Consider the following 19942-nt stretch of genomic DNA (forward strand, 5'->3'; position numbering starts at 1 on the left):
ACGGCCCCTGTGGGGCCGTTTTTTTTAGTACTTAAACTACTGCATAGCACAACGGGTTGGTTAAGCCATCTCAGTTTGCAGACGCATAACCTGACGGTTGACTTCGGACATCACAGACAGATGCTGTTTGTCCTTCACTTTCGGGATAAGGATCTTACCCTTATCGAACTCGAAAGCGCCAACGTCCTTGATATACAACCGTCCACGGAACAGGATTTTTACGTACTTAGCCACCTGAAGTGGGTTGTAACGCTGGAAAATTTTCATTCTTGTTTCTCCTGTAAAGCATTACGCCCTTGCGGTACCACAATCGGACCAGCGTTGATGAGCGCAAATTTTAATGCTCAATGACTATAGTTCAGAACCTCACTCATACATAGTGTGAATAACTTTATTTACCTTTTGATGACAATTATTCAGAATATTCTTTTCAGTCCCTTAATCTGCGCAGTATAAAGCCACTTTTTTTCACAGATATGTGCGTCCGCCCGCAAACTGGCATCCTGCTTGCGGGAAAAACATATAGATCGCACTTATGATTAAAACCGTAATTCAAGTGGTCGGATCACCTGCATAACGATAAGGAAACACCATGACCCTACGTTCTATCCTGGCAGCGACATGCCTGTTACTGCCGCTGATGGCTTCAGCCCATAACTTCGAAACCAATCAGCGCGTGCCGCCTGTGGGCATTGCCGACAGAGGGGAGTTGATTCTTGATAATGACAAGTTTAGCTATAAAAACTGGAACAGCGCCCAGCTTCCAGGCAAAGTGCGGGTTGTACAGCATATTGCTGGTCGCACCTCCGCTAAAGAGAAGAATGCCGGGCTGATTGAAGCGATCAAAGCCGCAAATCTGCCCCATGACCGCTATCAAACCACCACCATCGTCAACACCGATGATGCCATTCCGGGCAGCGCTATGTTTGTGCGCAGCAGCATTGAGAGCAACAAGAAGCTCTATCCTTGGTCGCAATTTATTGTCGATAGCGAAGGCGTGACGCGCAAAGCGTGGCAACTGGACGAAGAGAGTTCTGCAATTATCGTGCTGGATAAAGAAGGCCGCGTGCAGTTTGCTAAAGACGGTGGGTTGAGCCAGCAAGAAGTGCAGCAGGTGATCGACCTGCTGCACAAGTTACTCAGTAAATAGAGACCCGAAAGCCGGGGTTGAGGAAGGATTCACGCGGGGTGTAATCCAGTGCACGCCCCTGCCAGTCGTGAACATGCGCCCCGGCAGCTACCGCAACAGCATGCCCTGCCGCCGTATCCCAGACGCTGGTTGGCCCGAAACGCGGATAGAGCTGCGCTTTCCCCTCCGCAACCAGGCAGAACTTCAGCGATGAACCAATCGCCGTAGTTTGATGTTCGCCTAACTGCTGCAAATACTCTTTCAGTTCATCGTCGGCATGGGAGCGGCTCACTACGACCAGCGGCGGACGCGCATCGCGCACCTGAATCTGCTGGTGATGCCCCGCTTCTTCCTTCCACGCTTTGCCTTCAGCGGCAGAGTACATCACTTTCAGCACCGGCGCGTAGACCACGCCCAGCACAGGTTTCCCCTTTTCAATCAAAGCGATATTGACAGTGAACTCGCCGTTACGTTTGATAAACTCTTTGGTGCCGTCCAGCGGATCCACCAGCCAGTAGCGTCCCCATGTCTGGCGGATTTCCCACGCGGGCGGATCCTCTTCCGAGAGCACCGGAATATCCGGTGTCAGCGCCTGCAAACCGCGCACAATCACGCCATGGGCCGCAATATCTGCGGCGGTTACCGGGGAATCATCGACCTTGCTGGTGACCTCCATCGGTTTGTGACCATCATATACCTGCATAATGGCGTCACCCGCTTCCCGCGCGAGTTGGCAAATTGCATCTAACATATCCACCTCTTATCTGTTCAGTGGTTTGTAACTCGTTGTTTTACTTATATCGCATTGCACCGGAATCCGCCATCTGTGATAGCGCTTGCGTTTTCTTGGCTCACTTTTATGGCAGTATTCACAGTTCTGTAAGCAACAAAATGTACATAACAATTTCTTTTGTGGCTTAGATCGAAAAAGGATGCCTCTGATGATTAAGTTTAGTGCAACGCTTCTGGCGACGCTGATTGCGGCCAGCGTGCAGGCAGCAACGGTGGATTTACGTATTCTGGAAACCACTGATTTGCATAGCAACATGATGGATTTTGATTACTACAAAGATACCGCGACGGAAAAATTCGGACTGGTGCGCACTGCCAGCCTGATCAACGCCGCGCGGGGCGAAGTCAAAAACAGCGTGCTGGTGGATAACGGCGACTTAATCCAGGGTAGCCCGTTGGGCGACTATATGGCGGCAAAGGGGATTAAAGCGGGAGAAATTCATCCGGTCTATAAGGCGATGAATACCCTTGATTACGCCGTGGGTAACCTCGGCAACCATGAATTCAACTACGGCCTTGATTACCTGCACAAAGCGCTGGCGGGGGCGAAATTCCCTTATGTGAATGCCAATATTATTGATGCAAAAAGCAAAAAACCGCTGTTCACGCCTTACCTGATTAAAGAGACCGCCGTGCAGGATAAAGAGGGCCAAACCCACACGTTGCGCATCGGTTATATCGGCTTTGTGCCACCACAAATCATGGTGTGGGATAAAGCCAACCTTAACGGCAAAGTGACGGTCAATGACATCACCGAAACCGCGCGTCACTACGTGCCGGAAATGCGTGCCAAAGGTGCCGATCTGGTGGTCGTGGTGGCGCACTCCGGGCTGTCGGCGGAGCCGTACCAGGCGATGGCGGAAAACTCCGTTTATTACCTGAGTGAAGTGCCGGGCGTCGATGCCATTCTGTTTGGTCACGCTCACGCCGTCTTCCCGGGTAAAGATTTTGCCGCCATCAAAGGCGCGGATATCAGCAAAGGCACGTTGAACGGTATTCCGTCGGTGATGCCAGGCATGTGGGGCGACCATCTCGGCGTGGTCGATCTGGTGCTGAACAACGATTCCGGCAAATGGCAGGTGACGCAATCCAGAGCCGAAGCGCGCCCCATTTACGACGCGGCGGCGAAAAAAGCCCTCGTCGGTGAAGACAGCAAGCTGGTCGCGATCCTCAAACACGATCACGATGCCACGCGTCATTTTGTGGGGAAGGCCATTGGTCAATCGGCCGACAACATGTACAGCTACCTGTCGCTGGTGCAGGACGATCCGACCGTACAGGTGGTGAATAACGCGCAAAAAGCCTACGTGGAGCACTTTATTCAGGGCGATCCGGATCTGGCAAAACTGCCGGTGCTCTCTGCCGCCGCGCCGTTTAAAGCAGGCGGGCGTAAAAACGATCCGGCCAGTTTTGTTGAGGTGGAAAAAGGTCAGCTCACGTTCCGTAACGCCGCCGATCTCTACCTCTACCCCAACACGCTGGTGGTGGTAAAAGCGACCGGTAAAGAGGTGAAAGAGTGGCTGGAGTGCTCTGCCGGGCAGTTCAATCAAATCGATCCCAACAGCGATAAGCCGCAAAGCCTGATTAACTGGGACGGTTTCCGCACCTATAACTTCGATGTTATCGACGGCGTGAACTATCAGATCGATGTGACACAGCCTGCGCGTTACGACGGCGAATGCCAGAGCATAAACCCGCAGGCGGAACGCATTAAGGATCTGACGTTTAACGGCAAACCCATCGATCCGAACGCGATTTTCCTCGTCGCCACCAATAATTACCGCGCCTATGGCGGTAAGTTTGCCGGAACGGGCGACAGCCATATCGCGTTTGCTTCGCCGGATGAAAACCGCGCCGTGCTGGCAAAGTGGATCAGCGATGAAACGAAGCGCGTCGGGGAAATCCATCCCGCCGCCGATAACAACTGGCAACTGGCACCGGTTCACGCAAGCCACAAGCTGGATATTCGTTTTGAAACCGCGCCAACGGAGAAAGCCGCCGCGTTTATTAAACAGAACGCGCGTTATCCGATGCAAAAAGTGGGGAACGACGACATCGGCTTTGCGATTTATAGCATCGATTTAAACAAGTCGTGATTAACCCAATCCGGGAGACCAGGCTTTTGTCGGCCTGATAAGCACAGCGCCATCCGGCATCTTCCCGGTGGCGCTAACGCTTACCGGACTTACGCCACCTGTTTCGCATGATGCGCCAGCACCTGCGGAATATTCAGTTCTATCCAGTCCGCCAACGCGGCAACCTTCTCGCTGACCTCTTCGCCAAGCGGGGTCAGACTATACTCCACATGCGGCGGTACAACCGGGTATGCGACGCGGTTAATAAAACCATCCTGCTCCAGCCATTGCAGGCTTTGCGCCAGCATCTTTTCACTGACGCCGCCCATCTTGCGGCGCAGATCGCTAAAACGGTGCGTGCCATCGCGCAGCGCCACGAGGATCAACACGCCCCAGCGGCTGGTTACATGTTTGAGGACATCCCGCGACGGACACTGCTCGGCGAACAAATTGCCGTCGCGTACCAGTTCACTCAGGGTCCGGGGGGCAGAAGCTGTTTTCATACTTACCTTTTTGTACGTACTTACTAAAAGTTAGTGTGGATGATAGCTTACCACAACACTCACTAAACACGTAAGGAGAACACCATGATCGCACTTACCGGCGCGACCGGCCAACTGGGCCAGTTTGTGGTAGAAGAGCTGCTGAAAACCGTCGCGGCAAAACAGATTGTCGCCATTGTCCGTAACCCGGCGAAAGCCGAAGCGTTGAGCAAACAGGGTGTACTGGTGCGTCAGGCCGACTACGGCGACCAGGCCGCGCTAACGCAGGCGCTGGCAGGCGTCGATAAACTGCTGCTGATCTCCAGTAGCGAAGTGGGCCAGCGTGCCGCGCAGCACCGCAATGTGATCAACGCCGCTAAAGCCGCCGGGGTGAAATTTATCGCCTACACCAGCCTGCTTCATGCGGATAAATCCCCGCTCGGCCTGCACGTCGAACATGTTGAAACCGAGAAAATGCTTGCTGAATCCGGCATTCCGTATGCATTGCTACGCAACGGCTGGTATAGCGAAAACTACCTTGCCAGCGCACCGGCTGCACTGGCGCACGGCGTCTTTATCGGTGCCGCAGGCGACGGCAAAATCGCTTCGGCGACCCGCGCGGATTATGCTGCCGCTGCGGCTCGTGTGATCAGCGAAGAGGGTCATGCCGGGAAAGTTTATGAACTGGCGGGCGACAATGGCTGGACGCTGAGTGAACTGGCTGCCCTGTTAAGCAAAGCCAGCGGCAAAAACATCGTCTACCAGAATCTGAGCGAGGCAGATTTCGCCGCCGCTCTGAAAGGTGCAGGCCTGCCGGACGTGTTTGCTAATCTGCTGGCGGATTCCGATGCCGGAGCCGCAAAAGGCGGTCTGTTTGACGACAGCAAAACGCTCAGCAAGCTGATTGGCCGCCCGACCACACCGATCGCTGACAGCGTTAACGCCCTGGCGTAACGGTTAAATATTGGTTAATTTTTGTAGCTTGCCGCCGGGTCATCCTGAATAATGCAGCAATGACCCGCGTGGAGATGCATTGTGGAAGGCGTACCAGAGCAGTTTAACGATGAGCGAGATCGCGCCCGCTTTCGCCACCTGGCGAAAGTGCCGGGCGTTGAGCTGTACCACGCGCATATCTCCCGGTACGCATTCGAACCCCACACCCATGAAGCGTTTGGTATTGGCGCCATTGAAGCCGGTGCCGAACGCTTCCGCTATCGCGGCACGCAGTATGTCGCTCCGGTCAATTCCGTGGTCACCATGAACCCCGACAAGCTGCACACCGGCGAAGCCGCAGCCGACGATGGCTGGCGTTATCGCATGGTCTATCTCGATCCGCAGTTGCTCGAAGAGGTGACCGGCGTCCGCCACTGGTGGTTCAGCGAGGTAATGCGTAACGATCCGCTGCGCACCAGGCAGATCTGCACACAGATCCATGGTCTGTGGCACACCGACGATCCACTGGCGCAGCAAAGCATTTTGCTGGATCTGATCGATACTTTTCGCCCGCTGGCGCATCACGCGCCGCAGCGCCCGGAAGGCGCACACCGTTTTGAACGCGTGCGCGACTATCTGCACGACAACTATATGCACAGCCTGACGCTGGACGAGCTGGCAAGCGTTGCCGCGCTTAGCCCGTACCATTTTCAGCGCCAGTTCAAGGCCCACTTCCACGTTACGCCGCATCAGATGCTGATGGCGATCCGCCTGTGGCGGGCAAAAGCATTTCTCACACAGGGCATGCCCGCTGCGGATGTCGCCGCCATGACCGGGCTGACGGATCAATCGCATCTGACACGCGCCTTTACCCACCGCTACGGCATCACTCCGGTGCGTTACCAGAAGCAAGTCGCCCGCCGTTAATGCGCAATCTCATACAATATTCCGCACCCTCGCTTCCCTACACTGACGACAGCCAATGTAAACGTGGATGGAATGATGATTAGTGGTGTGTTGTATGCCCTGCTGGCCGGGCTGCTGTGGGGATTAATTTTCGTTGGGCCGCTGATTGTGCCGGATTATCCGGCGGTACTGCAATCCACCGGCCGTTATCTGGCACTGGGTCTGATCGCCCTGCCGCTGGCGTGGCTTGGGCGCGTACGTCTGCGCCAGTTAACGCGCAGCGACTGGATGACTGCGCTGGCGCTGACGATGATGGGCAACCTGATTTATTACGTCTGCCTGGCGAGCGCCATCCAGCGCACTGGTGCTCCGGTATCGACCATGATCATCGCCACCCTGCCGGTGGTGATTCCGGTGTGCGCCAACCTGCTTTACAGCCAGCGGGACGGCAAACTCTCCTGGCGTCGGCTGGCACCCGCGCTCGCCTGCATCGCGATCGGCCTGTTGTGCGTCAATATCGCCGAGCTGCGCCATGGCCTGCCGGATTTCACCTGGCGTCGTTACGGTACGGGGATCGCGCTGGCATTTACCTCGGTAGGCTGCTGGGCATGGTATGCCCTGCGTAACGCCCGCTGGTTGCGGGAGAACCCGGATAAAAATCCGATGATGTGGGCGACGGCGCAGGCGCTGGTCACGTTGCCCGTCTCGCTGGTCGGTTATCTCGCCGCCTGTCTGTGGCTCGGCGTGCAGCAGCCCGATTTTTCCCTGCCGTTCGGCCCGCATCCACTGGTGTTTATCGTACTGATGTTTGCCATTGCCGTGCTCTGCTCGTGGGTGGGCGCGCTATGCTGGAATATTGCCTGCCAGCGTCTGCCAACGGTAATTGTCGGCCCGCTGATTGTTTTCGAAACGCTGGCCGGGCTGCTGTATACCTTCCTGCTGCGCCAGAGCATCCCGCCGCTGCTCACCTTTTGCGGCATTGTGCTGCTGGTGTGTGGCGTGGTGATGGCCGTGCTGTCAAAACCACAAAAAGCGAGCGTCATTCCGGTACAACAGGAATAAAAAAACCCGGCATTATGCGCCGGGTTTGGTCAGTCTGAAGCGAGGATTTAGAAGGTTTCCCAGTTCGCTTCGCTAAAGCTCTCTGCGGCTTTCGCCTGCGGTTTGCTGCCCGGTTTTACCAGCGCAGGCGTGCGTACGCTGCGGCTGCGGTTGACTTTAAATACCGCTACTGTTTCCGTCAGGCGTGCAGCCTGCTCTTCCAGCGCGGCGGCAGCGGCGGCAGACTCTTCCACCAGCGAGGCGTTCTGCTGAGTAACGCGATCCATCTCAGCAACGGCCTGACCCACCTGGTCAATACCGCGGCTCTGCTCATCCGAAGCCGATGAGATTTCGCCCATGATATCCGTCACGCGGGTAACCGCGCTGACGATCTCTTTCATCGTTTCTCCGGCTTCATGTACCAGCGCAGCGCCTGCATCGACGCGGCTGCCGGAATCTTCGATCAGCCCTTTGATCTCTTTCGCCGCCTGCGCGCTGCGCTGTGCCAGCGTACGAACTTCACCAGCAACGACGGCGAAACCGCGGCCTTGCTCACCGGCACGGGCGGCTTCAACCGCCGCGTTCAGCGCCAGGATATTGGTCTGGAAGGCGATGCCGTCGATCACGTTGGTGATTTGCGCGATTTTGCTGGAGCTGGTAGCAATTTCATCCATCGTACGCACCACACCATCCACAACCTGGCCACCTTTTTTCGCCGTACTTGAGGCGTTCAACGCCAGTTGTGTCGCCTGACGGGCGTTGTCGGCGTTCTGTTTCACCGTTGCCGTCAGTTGCTCCATACTGGCCGCAGTCTCTTCCAGCGAAGCGGCTTGCTGCTCGGTACGGGAAGAGAGATCGTTGCTACCGGCAGAGATTTCGCCCGCGCCGGTATAAATGGTATCGGCGCCATCGCGAACCACGCTGACGGTTTTCACCAGCGACTGCTGCATCTCGTGCACGTTTTGCGCCAGCAACGCCATCTCGTTTTTGCCTTCGGCATCGATCGCGTGCGTCAAATCACCTGCCGCAATGTGGCGGATATGTCCCATCACTTCATGCAGTGGTTTCAGCAGTACACGCTGCATCGCCATCCAGCTGATGATGATCACCGCCAGAACAACGACCATGACGACGCCCAGAATCCACAGGATGCGCTGGTAATCGCTCTCGTTTTCGATCACGCCCTGGTTCGCCAGTACAGCCTGAGCATCACGCCATGCGCGGTAGCTTTTCTGCATAGCAACCTGTTTCGCTTCAGCGTTCTGGCGGAACATATCTTCCAGCTTACCCGCCAACAGAAGGCGATTCATTTCCGTCAGCGTCGCATGGTAAATGCCGTACTGTTTTTCCAGGTCGCTGGAGAGATTTTCATCCAGCCCCGGCGTGTCCGGCATCGCTTTGTATTTTTCAAAATGCTTTTGTGCCTGATTCAGCAAGTCGGTCGCGGTGTTGGCCAGTTCGCTCAGTTGCCCGCCATTGATCTGGCTGGCGGTACTGCTCTGTAAACGCAGCATGCCGCGGTTTAACGTGACGCGCGCCTGGTTGAGGCTGATCCAGGCATCAGTGAATTCAGAAACGTTCTGGCTGGAAACCTGAGAAACGTTAAAGTTGTTTTTGTCATTATTCAGCGCGCTGACAAACACGCCGGCAGAGATAATCTGCATCGCACCCAGTACGAGCAACACCATAATTAATAAGGTAATAACTTTAATACGCTTGAACATCGTAGGCCTTTATTTGATACAGGGAATGGTCTGAGTCTCTGTATCGGCAGCGTTACGTAGTTGTTTAATCTCGGTACAAAACTCTATCTAAAATTTTTCAATAAAATTACCTGCATTCAACATGTTAAACACGAAAGATTTTTTGTGACGGATATCACTGTTTTTCGCGCAATAAAGGCATAAGCCGATTTGTCCCCACCCCGAAAGGGGTATATCATCAGCTTAAAGATGCATTTAAAATACACCTTATAATTTCACGATGAGGTAACTGCTATGGCTTTCCGCGACCAACCCCTGGGTGAGCTGGCGCTCTCAATCCCCCGCGCCTCCGCACTGTTCCGTCAATATGATATGGACTACTGCTGCGGCGGTAAGCAGACGCTCGGCCGCTCTGCGGCGCGCAAAGAGCTGGATATTGATGTGATTGAAGCCGAACTGGCAAAACTGGCCGAACAGCCCATCGAGAAAGACTGGCGCGTTGCCACACTTTCGGAAATCATCGACCACATTATCGTGCGTTACCATAATCGCCACCGTGAACAACTGCCGGAGCTGATTTTGCAGGCCACCAAAGTAGAGCGCGTGCATGCCGATAAACCGAATGTGCCGCGCGGGTTAACCAAATATTTGACGATGCTGCACCAGGAGCTTTCCAGCCATATGATGAAAGAGGAGCAGATCCTGTTCCCGATGATCAAGCAGGGCATGGGTTCGCAGGCCATGGGGCCGATCACGGTGATGGAGAGTGAACACGATGAAGCCGGTGAATTGCTGGAAGTGATTAAGCACATCACCAACAACGTCACACCGCCGCCGGAAGCCTGCACCACCTGGAAAGCCATGTATAACGGCATCAATATGTTAATTGACGATCTGATGGAACACATCAGTCTGGAAAACAATAACCTGTTTCCGCGTGCCCTCGCAGGCGAATAATAAAAGGCGCCCAAAAGAGCGCCCTTGATTCATGGAAGTTTAGAGCCGCTTTGCGGCTCTTTTTTTATGGCTGACGGTCAGCCAGACGTTTTTTACCAGCATAGAGCCAGCCTGCGCCCAGCACAATAAACCACAGCGGCGTGACGATCAGCGCTTCACGGGTATCCGCTTCCAGCGTCAGTAGCACCAGTACGAAAGCAAAGAAGGCCATGCACACCCAGCACATCAATTTGCCCAGCGGCATTTTGTAGCTCGATTTTTCGTGCAGATGCGGACGCTGTTTACGGTAAATCAGGTACGAGCAGAGAATGATCGTCCAGACAAACATAAACAGAATGGCCGATACGGTAGTGATCATGGTGAACGCGGCAATCGCGCTCGGGTTCACGTAGAGCATCACCACGCCGCCCAGCAGGCAGATACAGGAGAAGGTCAGCCCTTTTGCCGGCACCGCGCGTTTAGAGAGTGTCGCGAACGCCTTTGGCGCCATCTTCTCTTGCGCAAGACCAAACAGCATACGGCTGGTTGAGAAGACACCACTGTTCGCCGACGACGCGGCAGAAGTCAGCACTACAAAGTTGATGATGCTCGCAGCCGCCGGAATACCGACCAGCATAAACAGTTCCACAAACGGGCTTTTATCCGGGACAACCGAACTCCACGGCGTTACCGACATAATGACGATCAGCGCAAAGACATAGAACATGATAATGCGCAGCGGAATGGAGTTAATCGCCCGCGGCAGGGATTTCTCCGGATCTTTTGTTTCTGCCGCCGTTGTGCCAACCAGTTCGATCCCTACAAAGGCGAAGACTGCAATCTGGAAACCGGCGAAGAAACCGCTGATGCCTTTCGGGAACCAGCCGCCGTCATTCCACAGGTGCGCGAACGAGGCTTCAACGCCCGTCGGCGATTTGAAGTGCATCAGCACCATCACCACGCCCACAATAATCAGCGCGACAATGGCAACGATTTTGATCATCGCAAACCAGAATTCCATCTCGCCGAACATTTTTACCGTCGCGAGATTGAGGCTCAGTAGCAGCAATACTACCGCCAGCGCGGCGACCCAGTCGGCAATGCCCGGAAACCAGAATTGCGCGTAGGCAGTGATCGCGACTACGTCCGCCATCCCGGTCACCACCCAGCAGAACCAGTAGGTCCAGCCGGTAAAGTACCCCGCCCACGGTCCCAGCAGATCGGCGGCGAAGTCGCTAAATGATTTATATTCGAGGTTCGACAGCAGCAACTCACCCATTGCGCGCATCACGAAAAACAGCATAAAGCCGATGATCATATAAACAAAAATGATCGACGGACCTGCGAGGCTGATGGTTTTGCCGGAGCCCATAAACAGCCCGGTGCCGATAGCGCCGCCGATCGCAATAAGCTGTATATGCCGGTTTGTGAGATTTCGCCGTAGCGACTGTTCAGCCGGAGCCTGTTCGTCGGCTGCGACTTTAACCTGATCTACCATGTTTTAATCCTGTCTGTGTTGTTGGGCTCTTCTGGCCTTTTATTGCGTGTTCCGTCCTTTATGGACGCATCGATATTAGGTAAGAATCGGCGGGATGGATACTCTGAATTAAATCGAATGTTAAATATTTGTTGAAAGTGAGTGTCATATCACTTAGTTAATGCGAAACGCCTCACAAAAATACACCTGAATGCATAGTTTGCAAGATAATATATCGACATTGATCTTATTAACGAACGATCGACGCACTCTTCTCACCCCTCCCCCCAAAAAGAGAGAGGGATTTATGCGGGGAATTACAGAATTTCCAGCAGTTCCACCTCAAATACCAGTGTGCTGAATGGCGGGATAGATGCGCCAGCGCCACGCTCGCCATAAGCGAGGTTGTGCGGGATAGTCAGTTCCCATTTGGAGCCGACCGGCATCAGCGTCAGGGCTTCGATCCAGCCAGCGATAACGCCATTAACCGGGAATTCAGCCGGTTCGCCGCGCGCGACGGAGCTATCGAATACGCTACCGTCAATCAGTTTACCGGTGTAGTGCACGCGAACACGGTCGGTGCGCGCCGGGATTGCGCCTTCGCCCTGAGTGATGACGCGGAACTGCAAACCGGATTCGGTGCTGTTCACGCCTTCACGCTCGCGGTTCTCTTCCAGATATTTCACGCCTTCCGCCGCCATCTCTTCAAAACGGGAGCGACGCACTGCGTCGGCACGTTCGTGGATTTCACGCAGGGCGCGATGTACAACGTCAACCGGTACAGCAGGTTGTTTGCCTGCCAGCGCGTCCGCGATGCCCGCGACCAGCGCTTCCGGTAACAGCCCCTCTAACCCGGATTCGCTAAGCTGCTGTCCGACCTGTAAACCGATGCCATAGCTGGCTTGCGCTTCGATCGTGTCAAAAGTTGGGGTTATCATGGGTTTTCCTTCCATCGCTTTTTAAGGTAGCGCGCAGCATAACAGCCGGGCTGCGCCGGGTACAACTTTGTCGCAGGAAAGATGACAAATCGCAGGGAAAGGGAAAGAATAGAGTCCGTAAGATAAATCTAATATTGCTGTAGCAAAATCCGACTTTGTGCTGACGATCAGAGAGTTAAAACCGATGGACGCCGCCCCGGAAGGATAAAGTGTATATACTCAACGAGACAGGACTTTAAATGACGCGGAGCAGGAGGAAAGCCATGCCCGGGCGATTTGAACTGAAACCTACCCTGGTGAAAATCTGGCAAGCCCCGGACCATTTTCGCCTTATGGACCCGCTCCCGCCATTTCACCGTCGCGGTTTGATCCTGGCCGCGTTGCTGGTGGTTATCGGCTTCCTGCTACCGTCAACGGACGATACGAGGCCGGTTCCCACCTCACGCGAAGCGCAAATTCAGTTACCTTCCTCCACTGCCGCTCAGCCTGCCTCCCCTGCGCAAACGCCACCAGCGGTGGTGAACGATACGCAACAGGTCGCTCCAGGCGCTGAAGAGTCGCTCGAACAGCAGCAACCAGAGCAACAGCCGGTGCAGCAGCAAGAGGCCCCGGTGGCGCAAAGCCGTCCGACAGTTCCCTCTTCCGGCGGTATTGAACAACAGTGGCGATCTTATCGTGTGGAAGAAGGGAAAACGCTGGCGCAACTGTTCCGCGATCATAATCTGCCGCCCACCGATGTTTACGCGATGGCGAAAGTGGAAGGTGACGGGAAACCGCTGAGCAGCCTGAAAAACGGCCAGATGGTGAAGATTCGCCAGAATGCTAACGGCGTAGTAACCGGATTAACCATTGAGACCAGCGGCCAGCAGGTGCTGTTTACCCGACAGCCGGACGGCAGCTTTATTCGCGCACGTTAACCGATAAAGCCGGATAAGCGTTTATCCGGCATATTTCGTTCTGGTAGCGCTAAAAAGCAAAACGCCGGCACAAGGCCGGCGTCTCATTCCCCGTCGTATTTCGCGTTACAGATGCGTTGGCTACATTCGCTTACCCCCGAGGGGATTCACTCACTTGCCGCCTTTCTGCAAGCCCGAACGACTTAAGGGCATCGTTATGAGTAAAAATTACTCAGCAACAACGTTTACAATCAGCTTAGCGAATACTTCGCTGTGAACCTGGAAGTCCACTTCGTGCTCACCAGTGGTACGCAGAACGCCGTTCGGCAGACGAACTTCGCTCTTAGCCACTTTAACGCCAGCCGCAGTCACTGCGTCAGCGATATCGCGAGTACCGATGGAACCGAACAGTTTACCTTCGTCGCCTGCTTTAGACGCGATGGTAACGGTGCCCAGTGCGTTGATTTCTTCAGCGCGAGCGTTAGCAGCTGCCAGAACGTCAGCCAGTTTGGCTTCCAGTTCAGCGCGACGTGCTTCGAAATATTCAACGTTTTTCTTGGTAGCCGGAACAGCTTTGCCCTGCGGTACCAGGAAGTTACGAGCGTAACCCGCTTTAACGTTAACCTGATCACCCAGGCTACCCAGGTTTGCTACTTTATCAAGCAGAATAACTTGCATTACCTTATCCTCTCAAAGTCGTATTAATGGACCGTGACCGATTACTGATGACGATCAGTGTACGGCAGCAGGGACAGGTAGCGAGCGCGTTTGATAGCGCGTGCCAGCTGACGCTGATATTTTGCACGGGTACCGGTGATACGGCTCGGGACAATCTTACCGCTTTCGGTGATGTAGTTTTTCAGCGTAGCGATGTCTTTATAGTCGATCTCTTGAACGCCTTCCGCGGTGAAACGGCAGAACTTGCGACGACGGAAATAACGTGCCATATGGCTAGTCTCCAGAATCTATCAATTCAATCTGCTCGGCATGCAGAACCATTTTTGTCAGGCCATTCTTTGCCTTGTGGCAACTGATGAATCCCTGAACAGTTACTGCGCTACCGACCGTTATACTTTGAGTAATGGCCTGGTTCTCCTGCCCGCTGATTATTACAGGCATTTGGCACCACGCCTGCCGGTGAAAACCGGCTTCCTCCTGCACAGAACGGTGCTCAAGCACGAACTGGCAGTGAGGAATTCCTGACGGGCTGACCTTACGAAGCGGGGTCCTGCACACGGTGCCGGACAACACCAGTCGATTGGCCATCAGAAATTACTCTTCAGAATCCCCAGCATCTGCATCATCTGCGGTTTCGTTTGCGAAATCATCGCGACGCTCACGGCGCTCGTCTTTCGCTTTAACCATCGGAGATGCTTCGGTAACCGCGTGTTTAGTACGCATTACCATGCTACGGATAACGGCGTCGTTGAAGCGGAAGCTTGTTTCCAGCTCATCGATCACTTCCTGCGGCGCTTCAACGTTCAGCAGAACGTAGTGAGCTTTGTGCAGTTTGTTGATCGGGTAAGCCAGCTGACGGCGGCCCCAGTCTTCCAGACGGTGGATCGTGCCTTGCGCACCGGTGATAGCACCAGTGTAACGCTCGATCATGCCCGGAACCTGTTCGCTCTGGTCAGGATGGACCATAAAAACGATTTCGTAATGACGCATCGAATTGCTCCTTACGGATTATTCAGCCTCCTGTCTGGGTCAGCCGTGGCCCGGGGAGGCAAGGAACGTGTTAAAGGTCGGCTGAAAAATTGACGCGTCATAATACTGATCCCACCGGGCAAACTCAAGGTGAATTGCACAAATAATTCGCACTAAGCGCAAAGAGAACTCCCCTGCACGCATTAAAATTAAACAAAACGCATTCCGGCAATTTTTTGAACGACAGCATCAGAAATGGTCGCGATACGTTTTATAACAAACGCGTAAACTTTAATCAGGCCTCAAAACAAAGGAGGAGAGATGTTCAAAACATAATATTCGGCGTTATATCGGAGAGTAACATCATGAAATACATCGCAATTTTACTAACAACCTTATTGCTCAGCCTCAATGCAACGGCAGCAATAAAACTCGATAACCGGCAAGCCCGGAACATGGATGATGTGCACAGCTTAGGCGTTATCTACATCAATCATAACTTCGCCAGCGAACAAGAAGCCGACCAGGCTTTGAATGCCGCAACCGACGCACAAAACGCCACGTACTTTCACCCAATCCTGACACACGAGCCAGGCAGCAACGGCGCTCTGCACGCCAGCGCGGATATCTACCGCTAACCGAATCAGGCTAAGTTTCCCTTGCGCTGCGGCCCCGGATTGGGGCCGCGCTCAGAAGTGAGAATAATTTTCTTTCGGATCTTACCAAATACCCCACCGGCAGGTTTAATCAGGGTTTGCCAGCGTTATGGAAAGGGCGCGGGGAAGCCATATTCACACGCTTTTCGATACTTATCCGTATACCCAAAGGCGTTTGGGTTCTGGGCGGCGTCAGTATGCTGCTGTGGAACGATGATTTCCAGACCGTATTCTGGATCGCGCTGCTGCTGGCGAGCCCTGTGGCAAACCCACGGCGCGGCTTCCACATTCTGGGCCGGCGCCATTGTTTGCGTGGTGGCGCTGTGCGGTATGCGCCTTCAGAGATGACTGCGGAAAAAATCCGTTGTGGCTTCCAGCGCCAGCGGCGTGATGCGATGCGTCACGCCCGTTTCCCACTGATAAGTAAGATGTGCATCCAGCCCTGCATCCTGCAACGCCTGCTGTAAACGGAAAGATTCTGCTGCGGGCACCACATCATCCTGCTCTCCGTGCCACAGTAGCAGCGGACGATCGGCAATACGCGCCAGTTGATGGCTGACTTCCCACTGTGCCAACGGTGCCAGAATGGTTTCAAACTCACGCTGTTGCTCTGAGGTGGTCACTTCCAGCGGCGGGAAAAGCGTATGCGCCAGCGAAGAGAAATAGCCGGAACCCATCAGGCTGGCCACGCAGCGCACTTCCGGATGCGCGGTCATAATCCCCAGAGCCGTCATCCCGCCCATTGACGCGCCACCGACCGCCAGCCGCTGATTATCAATAAGCGACTGGCTCTCCAGCGCGTCACGTAACGCGGAGAACTCTTCAATATTGCCCTGTAAAATTTGCCAGAACAGGCGCAAGCGCCGCTGCACATCACCGCTAAAACGTGCGCCATGATCCGGCGCATCGGGCATGACCACGCGGAAACCCGCTTGCGCCAGCGCGACGGCAAAATAGCTGTAGACCAGTTTTGACGAGGTAAAACCATGATAAAACACCACGCTGGGCAGGGGTTCGGCACGTTTTCCCGCCGGAAAAGCATGCAGTGCTTCCACTCCGGCAAAGTGTTCTGTTTGCAGTTCGATCATCACACGCTCCTTGATTTCTTGTGCTGGTATGCCATCGGCAACCCCTCGACGCAAGTCAGAATTCGCAATAGCATCAGGCAAGGTTGAGATATAGGTTACGCTTTCAAACCACTTTCATTCGAAATTAGTGCTCACGATAACAATTTGGGAACATTCCCCCAAATTGGATCACGTCAGGAACTACACTATGGCTATCAGGAGAGATGAGAAACCCATGCGCATCTTGCTATCGGTTCTGTTTGCCGCCTTGCTTAGCGGCTGTTCTGTGTTAGAGGGTACACCGCAGCCTGCCCCGCCGGTGAGCGATCATCCGCAGGAGATCAGCCGCAACCAAACGCACGGTCTACAAAAAACAGGCGAGGTAAGCGTAACGGTACTGGGTTCTCCCATGGACGTGGAAGCCGCGATTAAGGCCAAAGCAGCCGCCGCAAAAGCCGATTATTACGTGATTATTATGATGGATGATTCCATTATTCCGGCCCGTTGGGTCGGACGCGCGTTGTTATATCGGCGATAGCGAGGCATTGATTTTCAGGATATTTACACTGCTTTGCGTCCATTGATGTTCTCCTGTGCACAATTGGATTAATGGAATCCGTTGCGCGAAAGGAAGCCCTGCACTATTTCGGGGTAACGTAAAATGGAGCTGACAATGAAACGATCTCTTGCCGTAAACTCACTGTTGCTTTCTACAGGAATGCTTAATACAACAGCGCAGCCCGCAGAGTTCGCCAGCGCTGACTGCGTGACGGGACTGAACGAAATCGGTCTGATTTCCGTCAATAATGTCTCAGGGAGCCTACAGGATGTGGAGCGTGTTATCGCGTTAAAAGCAGACGAACAGGGAGCTTCCTGGTATCGCATTGTACGAATGCAGGAAGATCAACGAGTTGATAACTGGCGGGTACAGGCCATCTTGTACGCCTGAGCCGCTAAACAAAGCCACCTGATTTGGTGGCTTTTTTATTTCCCTGCAATCATTAAGACTATGTTAATGTAAAGATATCTCAATGTAACACTTTGTTACATTGACACGCTAAATGTTATTCGATTTGTGCCGTTGAAGGTGCTTTATACACAGAACAACGGACAAATTATGCGCGCCTTTTTATCCCGCACTGGCCTCGGTGCCAAATTGTCACTTATGACTGGCGCAAGCGTTGCAACGCTATTCCTCCTGTTTACTTTTCTGATGAGCAATAAAGCCAGCCAACAACTGGAAACGCTGGCCATGGAAGACCTGCACAATCAATCCACCGGCGTGGTGGATATGGTTGAAATGTTCAACAGTAGTCTCAGCGAAGAGGTGGAAAGCTACACGCGCTTGTTCAGCAGTTTCCTGCCGCAACCGCTGGCGGTCGATCCGCAACAGCGCCGCGAAATTAATGGCATTGATGTTCCGCTATTCAAAGGCGGCGACACCGAGCTGCACAACAACAATGCCATTCCCGATGATTTTCTGAACCGCACCGGCGCGATCGCCACGCTGTTTGTACGCAGCGGCGATGACTTCGTCCGCGTGGCCACCTCGCTGCGCAAAGAAAATGGCGATCGCGCGATTGGTACCCGTCTGGACAATGCCAGCCCGGCTTTCGCCCCGGTAATGAAAGGCGAGGTTTATCGCGGCCTGGCGCTGCTGTTTGGCAAACGCTACATCACTCAGTATCAACCGGTGAAAGACGCCAGCGGCAATACCATCGCCATCCTGTTTGTCGGCATCGATATCTCCCGCTCGTGGCAGATCATGCGCAGCAAGATCCTCGGCCGTAAGCTGGGGGAAAGCGGCCATTTCTTTGTGATCGATCGTAATGCAGGCAAGAACTACGGCAGCTACCTGTTCCATGATTCCGAGGAAGGCAAACGCCCGCAGTGGGATGAAAATGATCTGCAAACGCTGCTCAAAACCAGCAGCGGCACGCTGGCCCGCACCAATGCCGATGGCCGCACAATGTTGATGTCTTACACCACATTACCCGGCTGGAACTGGAGCGTGGTCGGTGAAGTGGACAAAGAGGTGCTGTTGCAGGACGTCAACCGCATGCGCAACCTGTTCCTGCTGGCTGGCGTGGTGGTTTCCCTGCTGTTTGCCGCCATGTTCGTGGTGATTATTCGCCGCTGGCTCACCCGCCCGCTGCGCCAGGTGATCGATCTGGCTCAACGCTATGCCGCCGGGGATCTGCGCGCCACACTTACCGTTGATCGTCAGGATGAAGTCGGACAGTTGATCGCCGCCATTAACGGCATTGGTGATGGCCTGCACACCATTGTATTGCAGGTGCGCGAATCCGCAGCAGAGATCAACCTCGGCACCAATGCGCTGGCTTCCGACAGCAGCGAAATCAGCGAACAGATCAACAAGCAGGCCAGCAGCGTGGAAGAGACGTCCGCCAGCATGGAGCAGCTGGCCGCCACCGTGCAGCAAAATGCCGCCAATATGGAACAGACGCAAAGCCTGGTGAATGACACCACCGATGCCGTGCAAAAAGGCGGCGAAACCGTGGATCACTCCGTGGCAACCATGGAAGATATTCGTGAAGCCTCGCAGCGTATCGCTGATATCACCCATGTTATTGAATCCATTGCCTTCCAGACCAACATTCTGGCGCTGAACGCCGCAGTGGAAGCTGCCCGCGCAGGTGAACACGGTAAAGGTTTTGCGGTGGTAGCCCAGGAAGTCCGCGCGCTGGCCGCACGCAGCGCCAACGCGGTGAAGGAGATCGAGGCGTTGATTGGCGACACGCTGAAGAAAGTAGGCGAAGGCCACGCCCAGTCGGAAGCGACGCGAGTGGCGATGCAATCGATCATCAGCCATATGAGCGATATCAATAACTTAGTTCATGAGATTAACCATGCATCCCGTGAGCAGTCGGCAGGGATCAGCCAGGTCAATCTGGCAATGACGCACATTGGCGATGCCACGCATGTCAACGCCGGACGCGTATCGCAAAGCGAAGAAACCGCCCGCACATTGCGGGAAAAAGGGGCGCATCTGACGGAACTGGTCAGCCTGTTCCGCTTGAGAATGGATTAACATCCCTGCCCGCGGCACAGAGAGTCACAGGTCAGACTTCATCTGTTTATCTGCTCTTTCTGTGCTGCGGGCCATCAATTTATAAGGATTTACCTGGATTCCACTGTCTTTAGCGCCCGTCGGTAAAAAGTCACTGTTATTTTCACAGAGAATTTATAGTTAAAAAACAGCCAGAAAAGTCATTGCCTTAAAATAATCATGACCAGTGAAAT

General features: G+C 54.1%; 22 protein-coding genes and 1 pseudogene. 12 read left to right on the top strand and 11 right to left on the bottom strand.

The window, feature by feature from the left end; translation table 11 throughout:
- Positions 1-60: 60 nt before the first annotated feature.
- A complete protein-coding gene (locus tag DK872_RS18250; RefSeq protein WP_003856054.1) occupies positions 61-267 on the bottom strand; it encodes a DUF1107 domain-containing protein in 207 nt (68 codons plus the stop codon).
- Positions 268-592: 325 nt separating this feature from the next.
- Here DK872_RS18250 and DK872_RS18255 point away from each other — a divergent pair, with 325 nt between their 5' ends.
- Entirely contained in the window at positions 593-1150 is a 558-nt protein-coding gene (locus DK872_RS18255) for a YtfJ family protein (RefSeq protein WP_071920092.1), read from the top strand.
- On the opposite strand, the gene cysQ is transcribed toward DK872_RS18255, so the two are convergent.
- The gene (cysQ, locus tag DK872_RS18260) at positions 1140-1880 is read right to left on the bottom strand and encodes a 3'(2'),5'-bisphosphate nucleotidase CysQ (RefSeq protein ID WP_007372783.1); all 741 of its coding nucleotides are present in this window, start codon (positions 1878-1880) and stop codon (positions 1140-1142) included. The two genes, DK872_RS18255 and cysQ, sit on opposite strands and share 11 nt — an antisense overlap.
- 190 nt (positions 1881-2070) lie before the next feature.
- Here cysQ and DK872_RS18265 point away from each other — a divergent pair, with 190 nt between their 5' ends.
- A complete protein-coding gene (locus tag DK872_RS18265) occupies positions 2071-4017 on the top strand; it encodes a bifunctional 2',3'-cyclic-nucleotide 2'-phosphodiesterase/3'-nucleotidase (RefSeq protein ID WP_149289247.1) in 1947 nt (648 codons plus the stop codon).
- Positions 4018-4106: 89 nt separating this feature from the next.
- On the opposite strand, the gene DK872_RS18270 is transcribed toward DK872_RS18265, so the two are convergent.
- Positions 4107-4499: a helix-turn-helix domain-containing protein gene (locus DK872_RS18270; protein WP_007372781.1), complete on the bottom strand. Its 393-nt coding sequence runs from the start codon at positions 4497-4499 to the stop codon at positions 4107-4109.
- 84 nt (positions 4500-4583) lie between these two features.
- Between DK872_RS18270 and DK872_RS18275 the strand changes: the two genes are divergently transcribed.
- From DK872_RS18275 to DK872_RS18285, 3 genes are all read left to right on the top strand, one after another.
- A complete protein-coding gene (locus tag DK872_RS18275; RefSeq protein WP_007372780.1) occupies positions 4584-5432 on the top strand; it encodes an SDR family oxidoreductase in 849 nt (282 codons plus the stop codon).
- A gap of 81 nt (positions 5433-5513) precedes the next feature.
- Positions 5514-6338, top strand: a complete 825-nt coding sequence (locus DK872_RS18280) for an AraC family transcriptional regulator (RefSeq protein WP_161518685.1) — start codon at positions 5514-5516, stop codon at positions 6336-6338.
- A gap of 75 nt (positions 6339-6413) precedes the next feature.
- Positions 6414-7379, top strand: coding sequence for a DMT family transporter (locus tag DK872_RS18285; protein WP_071920090.1), 966 nt, complete (start codon positions 6414-6416; stop codon positions 7377-7379).
- A gap of 47 nt (positions 7380-7426) precedes the next feature.
- Here the strand turns inward: DK872_RS18285 and DK872_RS18290 are convergent, their stop codons facing one another.
- A complete protein-coding gene (locus tag DK872_RS18290) occupies positions 7427-9082 on the bottom strand; it encodes a methyl-accepting chemotaxis protein (RefSeq protein WP_035886991.1) in 1656 nt (551 codons plus the stop codon).
- Positions 9083-9355: 273 nt separating this feature from the next.
- Here DK872_RS18290 and ytfE point away from each other — a divergent pair, with 273 nt between their 5' ends.
- Entirely contained in the window at positions 9356-10018 is a 663-nt protein-coding gene (gene ytfE / locus DK872_RS18295; protein WP_149289248.1) for an iron-sulfur cluster repair protein YtfE, read from the top strand.
- Positions 10019-10082: 64 nt separating this feature from the next.
- Here the strand turns inward: ytfE and cycA are convergent, their stop codons facing one another.
- Both cycA and fklB read right to left on the bottom strand, forming a co-directional pair.
- A complete protein-coding gene (gene cycA, locus DK872_RS18300) occupies positions 10083-11495 on the bottom strand; it encodes a D-serine/D-alanine/glycine transporter (RefSeq protein WP_149289249.1) in 1413 nt (470 codons plus the stop codon).
- 296 nt (positions 11496-11791) lie between these two features.
- Positions 11792-12412, bottom strand: coding sequence for an FKBP-type peptidyl-prolyl cis-trans isomerase (gene fklB, locus DK872_RS18305; RefSeq protein WP_090398365.1), 621 nt, complete (start codon positions 12410-12412; stop codon positions 11792-11794).
- 263 nt (positions 12413-12675) lie between these two features.
- On the opposite strand from fklB, the gene DK872_RS18310 reads away from it, so the two are divergent.
- Entirely contained in the window at positions 12676-13329 is a 654-nt protein-coding gene (locus DK872_RS18310; RefSeq protein ID WP_007372772.1) for a LysM-like peptidoglycan-binding domain-containing protein, read from the top strand.
- A 207-nt stretch (positions 13330-13536) separates the two neighbouring features.
- On the opposite strand, the gene rplI is transcribed toward DK872_RS18310, so the two are convergent.
- The 4 genes from rplI to rpsF are packed head-to-tail and all read right to left on the bottom strand — an operon-like array spanning position 13537 to position 14976.
- Complete coding sequence (gene rplI, locus DK872_RS18315; RefSeq protein WP_007372771.1) at positions 13537-13986, bottom strand: 50S ribosomal protein L9; 450 nt, start codon at positions 13984-13986, stop codon at positions 13537-13539.
- A gap of 41 nt (positions 13987-14027) precedes the next feature.
- Entirely contained in the window at positions 14028-14255 is a 228-nt protein-coding gene (gene rpsR, locus DK872_RS18320) for a 30S ribosomal protein S18 (protein WP_000135199.1), read from the bottom strand.
- Positions 14256-14259: 4 nt separating this feature from the next.
- Complete coding sequence (gene priB, locus DK872_RS18325) at positions 14260-14574, bottom strand: primosomal replication protein N (RefSeq protein ID WP_035886983.1); 315 nt, start codon at positions 14572-14574, stop codon at positions 14260-14262.
- Positions 14575-14580: 6 nt separating this feature from the next.
- Positions 14581-14976 (bottom strand): 30S ribosomal protein S6, encoded by a 396-nt coding sequence (rpsF, locus tag DK872_RS18330; RefSeq protein WP_007372769.1) that lies wholly within the window; start codon positions 14974-14976, stop codon positions 14581-14583.
- 344 nt (positions 14977-15320) lie between these two features.
- Between rpsF and yjfY the strand changes: the two genes are divergently transcribed.
- Positions 15321-15593 (top strand): DUF1471 family protein YjfY, encoded by a 273-nt coding sequence (gene yjfY, locus DK872_RS18335; protein WP_007372767.1) that lies wholly within the window; start codon positions 15321-15323, stop codon positions 15591-15593.
- A 276-nt stretch (positions 15594-15869) separates the two neighbouring features.
- A pseudogene (locus DK872_RS27600) lies at positions 15870-15959 on the top strand (hypothetical protein); the annotation flags it as partial.
- On the opposite strand, the gene yjfP reads toward DK872_RS27600, so the two are convergent.
- Positions 15950-16699, bottom strand: a complete 750-nt coding sequence (yjfP, locus tag DK872_RS18340) for an esterase (RefSeq protein ID WP_007372765.1) — start codon at positions 16697-16699, stop codon at positions 15950-15952. The pseudogene DK872_RS27600 and the gene yjfP overlap by 10 nt on opposite strands.
- 187 nt (positions 16700-16886) lie before the next feature.
- Here yjfP and bsmA point away from each other — a divergent pair, with 187 nt between their 5' ends.
- From bsmA to DK872_RS18355, 3 genes are all read left to right on the top strand, one after another.
- Positions 16887-17216 carry a biofilm peroxide resistance protein BsmA gene (gene bsmA / locus DK872_RS18345; protein WP_007372764.1) on the top strand — a complete coding sequence of 110 codons (330 nt, stop codon included), beginning with the start codon at positions 16887-16889 and terminating at the stop codon, positions 17214-17216.
- A 123-nt stretch (positions 17217-17339) separates the two neighbouring features.
- Positions 17340-17627, top strand: a complete 288-nt coding sequence (yjfN, locus tag DK872_RS18350; protein ID WP_007372763.1) for a DUF1471 family protease activator YjfN — start codon at positions 17340-17342, stop codon at positions 17625-17627.
- 168 nt (positions 17628-17795) lie between these two features.
- Complete coding sequence (locus DK872_RS18355; RefSeq protein ID WP_035886978.1) at positions 17796-19730, top strand: methyl-accepting chemotaxis protein; 1935 nt, start codon at positions 17796-17798, stop codon at positions 19728-19730.
- Positions 19731-19942 lie beyond the last annotated feature (212 nt).

It is taken from the genome of Kosakonia sp. MH5 (genome assembly GCF_009935945.1).
Classification (GTDB): domain Bacteria; phylum Pseudomonadota; class Gammaproteobacteria; order Enterobacterales; family Enterobacteriaceae; genus Kosakonia; species Kosakonia radicincitans.

What these genes read in the sequence shown, in the direction of transcription:
- DK872_RS18250 (WP_003856054.1), bottom strand. Translation starts at nt 267, where the DNA reads ATGAAAATTTTCCAGCGTTACAACCCACTTCAGGTGGCTAAGTACGTA.
- DK872_RS18255 (WP_071920092.1), top strand. Translation starts at nt 593, where the DNA reads ATGACCCTACGTTCTATCCTGGCAGCGACATGCCTGTTACTGCCGCTG.
- cysQ (WP_007372783.1), bottom strand. Translation starts at nt 1,880, where the DNA reads ATGTTAGATGCAATTTGCCAACTCGCGCGGGAAGCGGGTGACGCCATT.
- DK872_RS18265 (WP_149289247.1), top strand. Translation starts at nt 2,071, where the DNA reads ATGATTAAGTTTAGTGCAACGCTTCTGGCGACGCTGATTGCGGCCAGC.
- DK872_RS18270 (WP_007372781.1), bottom strand. Translation starts at nt 4,499, where the DNA reads ATGAAAACAGCTTCTGCCCCCCGGACCCTGAGTGAACTGGTACGCGAC.
- DK872_RS18275 (WP_007372780.1), top strand. Translation starts at nt 4,584, where the DNA reads ATGATCGCACTTACCGGCGCGACCGGCCAACTGGGCCAGTTTGTGGTA.
- DK872_RS18285 (WP_071920090.1), top strand. Translation starts at nt 6,414, where the DNA reads ATGATTAGTGGTGTGTTGTATGCCCTGCTGGCCGGGCTGCTGTGGGGA.
- DK872_RS18290 (WP_035886991.1), bottom strand. Translation starts at nt 9,082, where the DNA reads ATGTTCAAGCGTATTAAAGTTATTACCTTATTAATTATGGTGTTGCTC.
- ytfE (WP_149289248.1), top strand. Translation starts at nt 9,356, where the DNA reads ATGGCTTTCCGCGACCAACCCCTGGGTGAGCTGGCGCTCTCAATCCCC.
- cycA (WP_149289249.1), bottom strand. Translation starts at nt 11,495, where the DNA reads ATGGTAGATCAGGTTAAAGTCGCAGCCGACGAACAGGCTCCGGCTGAA.
- fklB (WP_090398365.1), bottom strand. Translation starts at nt 12,412, where the DNA reads ATGATAACCCCAACTTTTGACACGATCGAAGCGCAAGCCAGCTATGGC.
- DK872_RS18310 (WP_007372772.1), top strand. Translation starts at nt 12,676, where the DNA reads ATGCCCGGGCGATTTGAACTGAAACCTACCCTGGTGAAAATCTGGCAA.
- rplI (WP_007372771.1), bottom strand. Translation starts at nt 13,986, where the DNA reads ATGCAAGTTATTCTGCTTGATAAAGTAGCAAACCTGGGTAGCCTGGGT.
- rpsR (WP_000135199.1), bottom strand. Translation starts at nt 14,255, where the DNA reads ATGGCACGTTATTTCCGTCGTCGCAAGTTCTGCCGTTTCACCGCGGAA.
- priB (WP_035886983.1), bottom strand. Translation starts at nt 14,574, where the DNA reads ATGGCCAATCGACTGGTGTTGTCCGGCACCGTGTGCAGGACCCCGCTT.
- rpsF (WP_007372769.1), bottom strand. Translation starts at nt 14,976, where the DNA reads ATGCGTCATTACGAAATCGTTTTTATGGTCCATCCTGACCAGAGCGAA.
- yjfY (WP_007372767.1), top strand. Translation starts at nt 15,321, where the DNA reads ATGAAATACATCGCAATTTTACTAACAACCTTATTGCTCAGCCTCAAT.
- yjfP (WP_007372765.1), bottom strand. Translation starts at nt 16,699, where the DNA reads ATGATCGAACTGCAAACAGAACACTTTGCCGGAGTGGAAGCACTGCAT.
- bsmA (WP_007372764.1), top strand. Translation starts at nt 16,887, where the DNA reads ATGGCTATCAGGAGAGATGAGAAACCCATGCGCATCTTGCTATCGGTT.
- yjfN (WP_007372763.1), top strand. Translation starts at nt 17,340, where the DNA reads ATGGAGCTGACAATGAAACGATCTCTTGCCGTAAACTCACTGTTGCTT.
- DK872_RS18355 (WP_035886978.1), top strand. Translation starts at nt 17,796, where the DNA reads ATGCGCGCCTTTTTATCCCGCACTGGCCTCGGTGCCAAATTGTCACTT.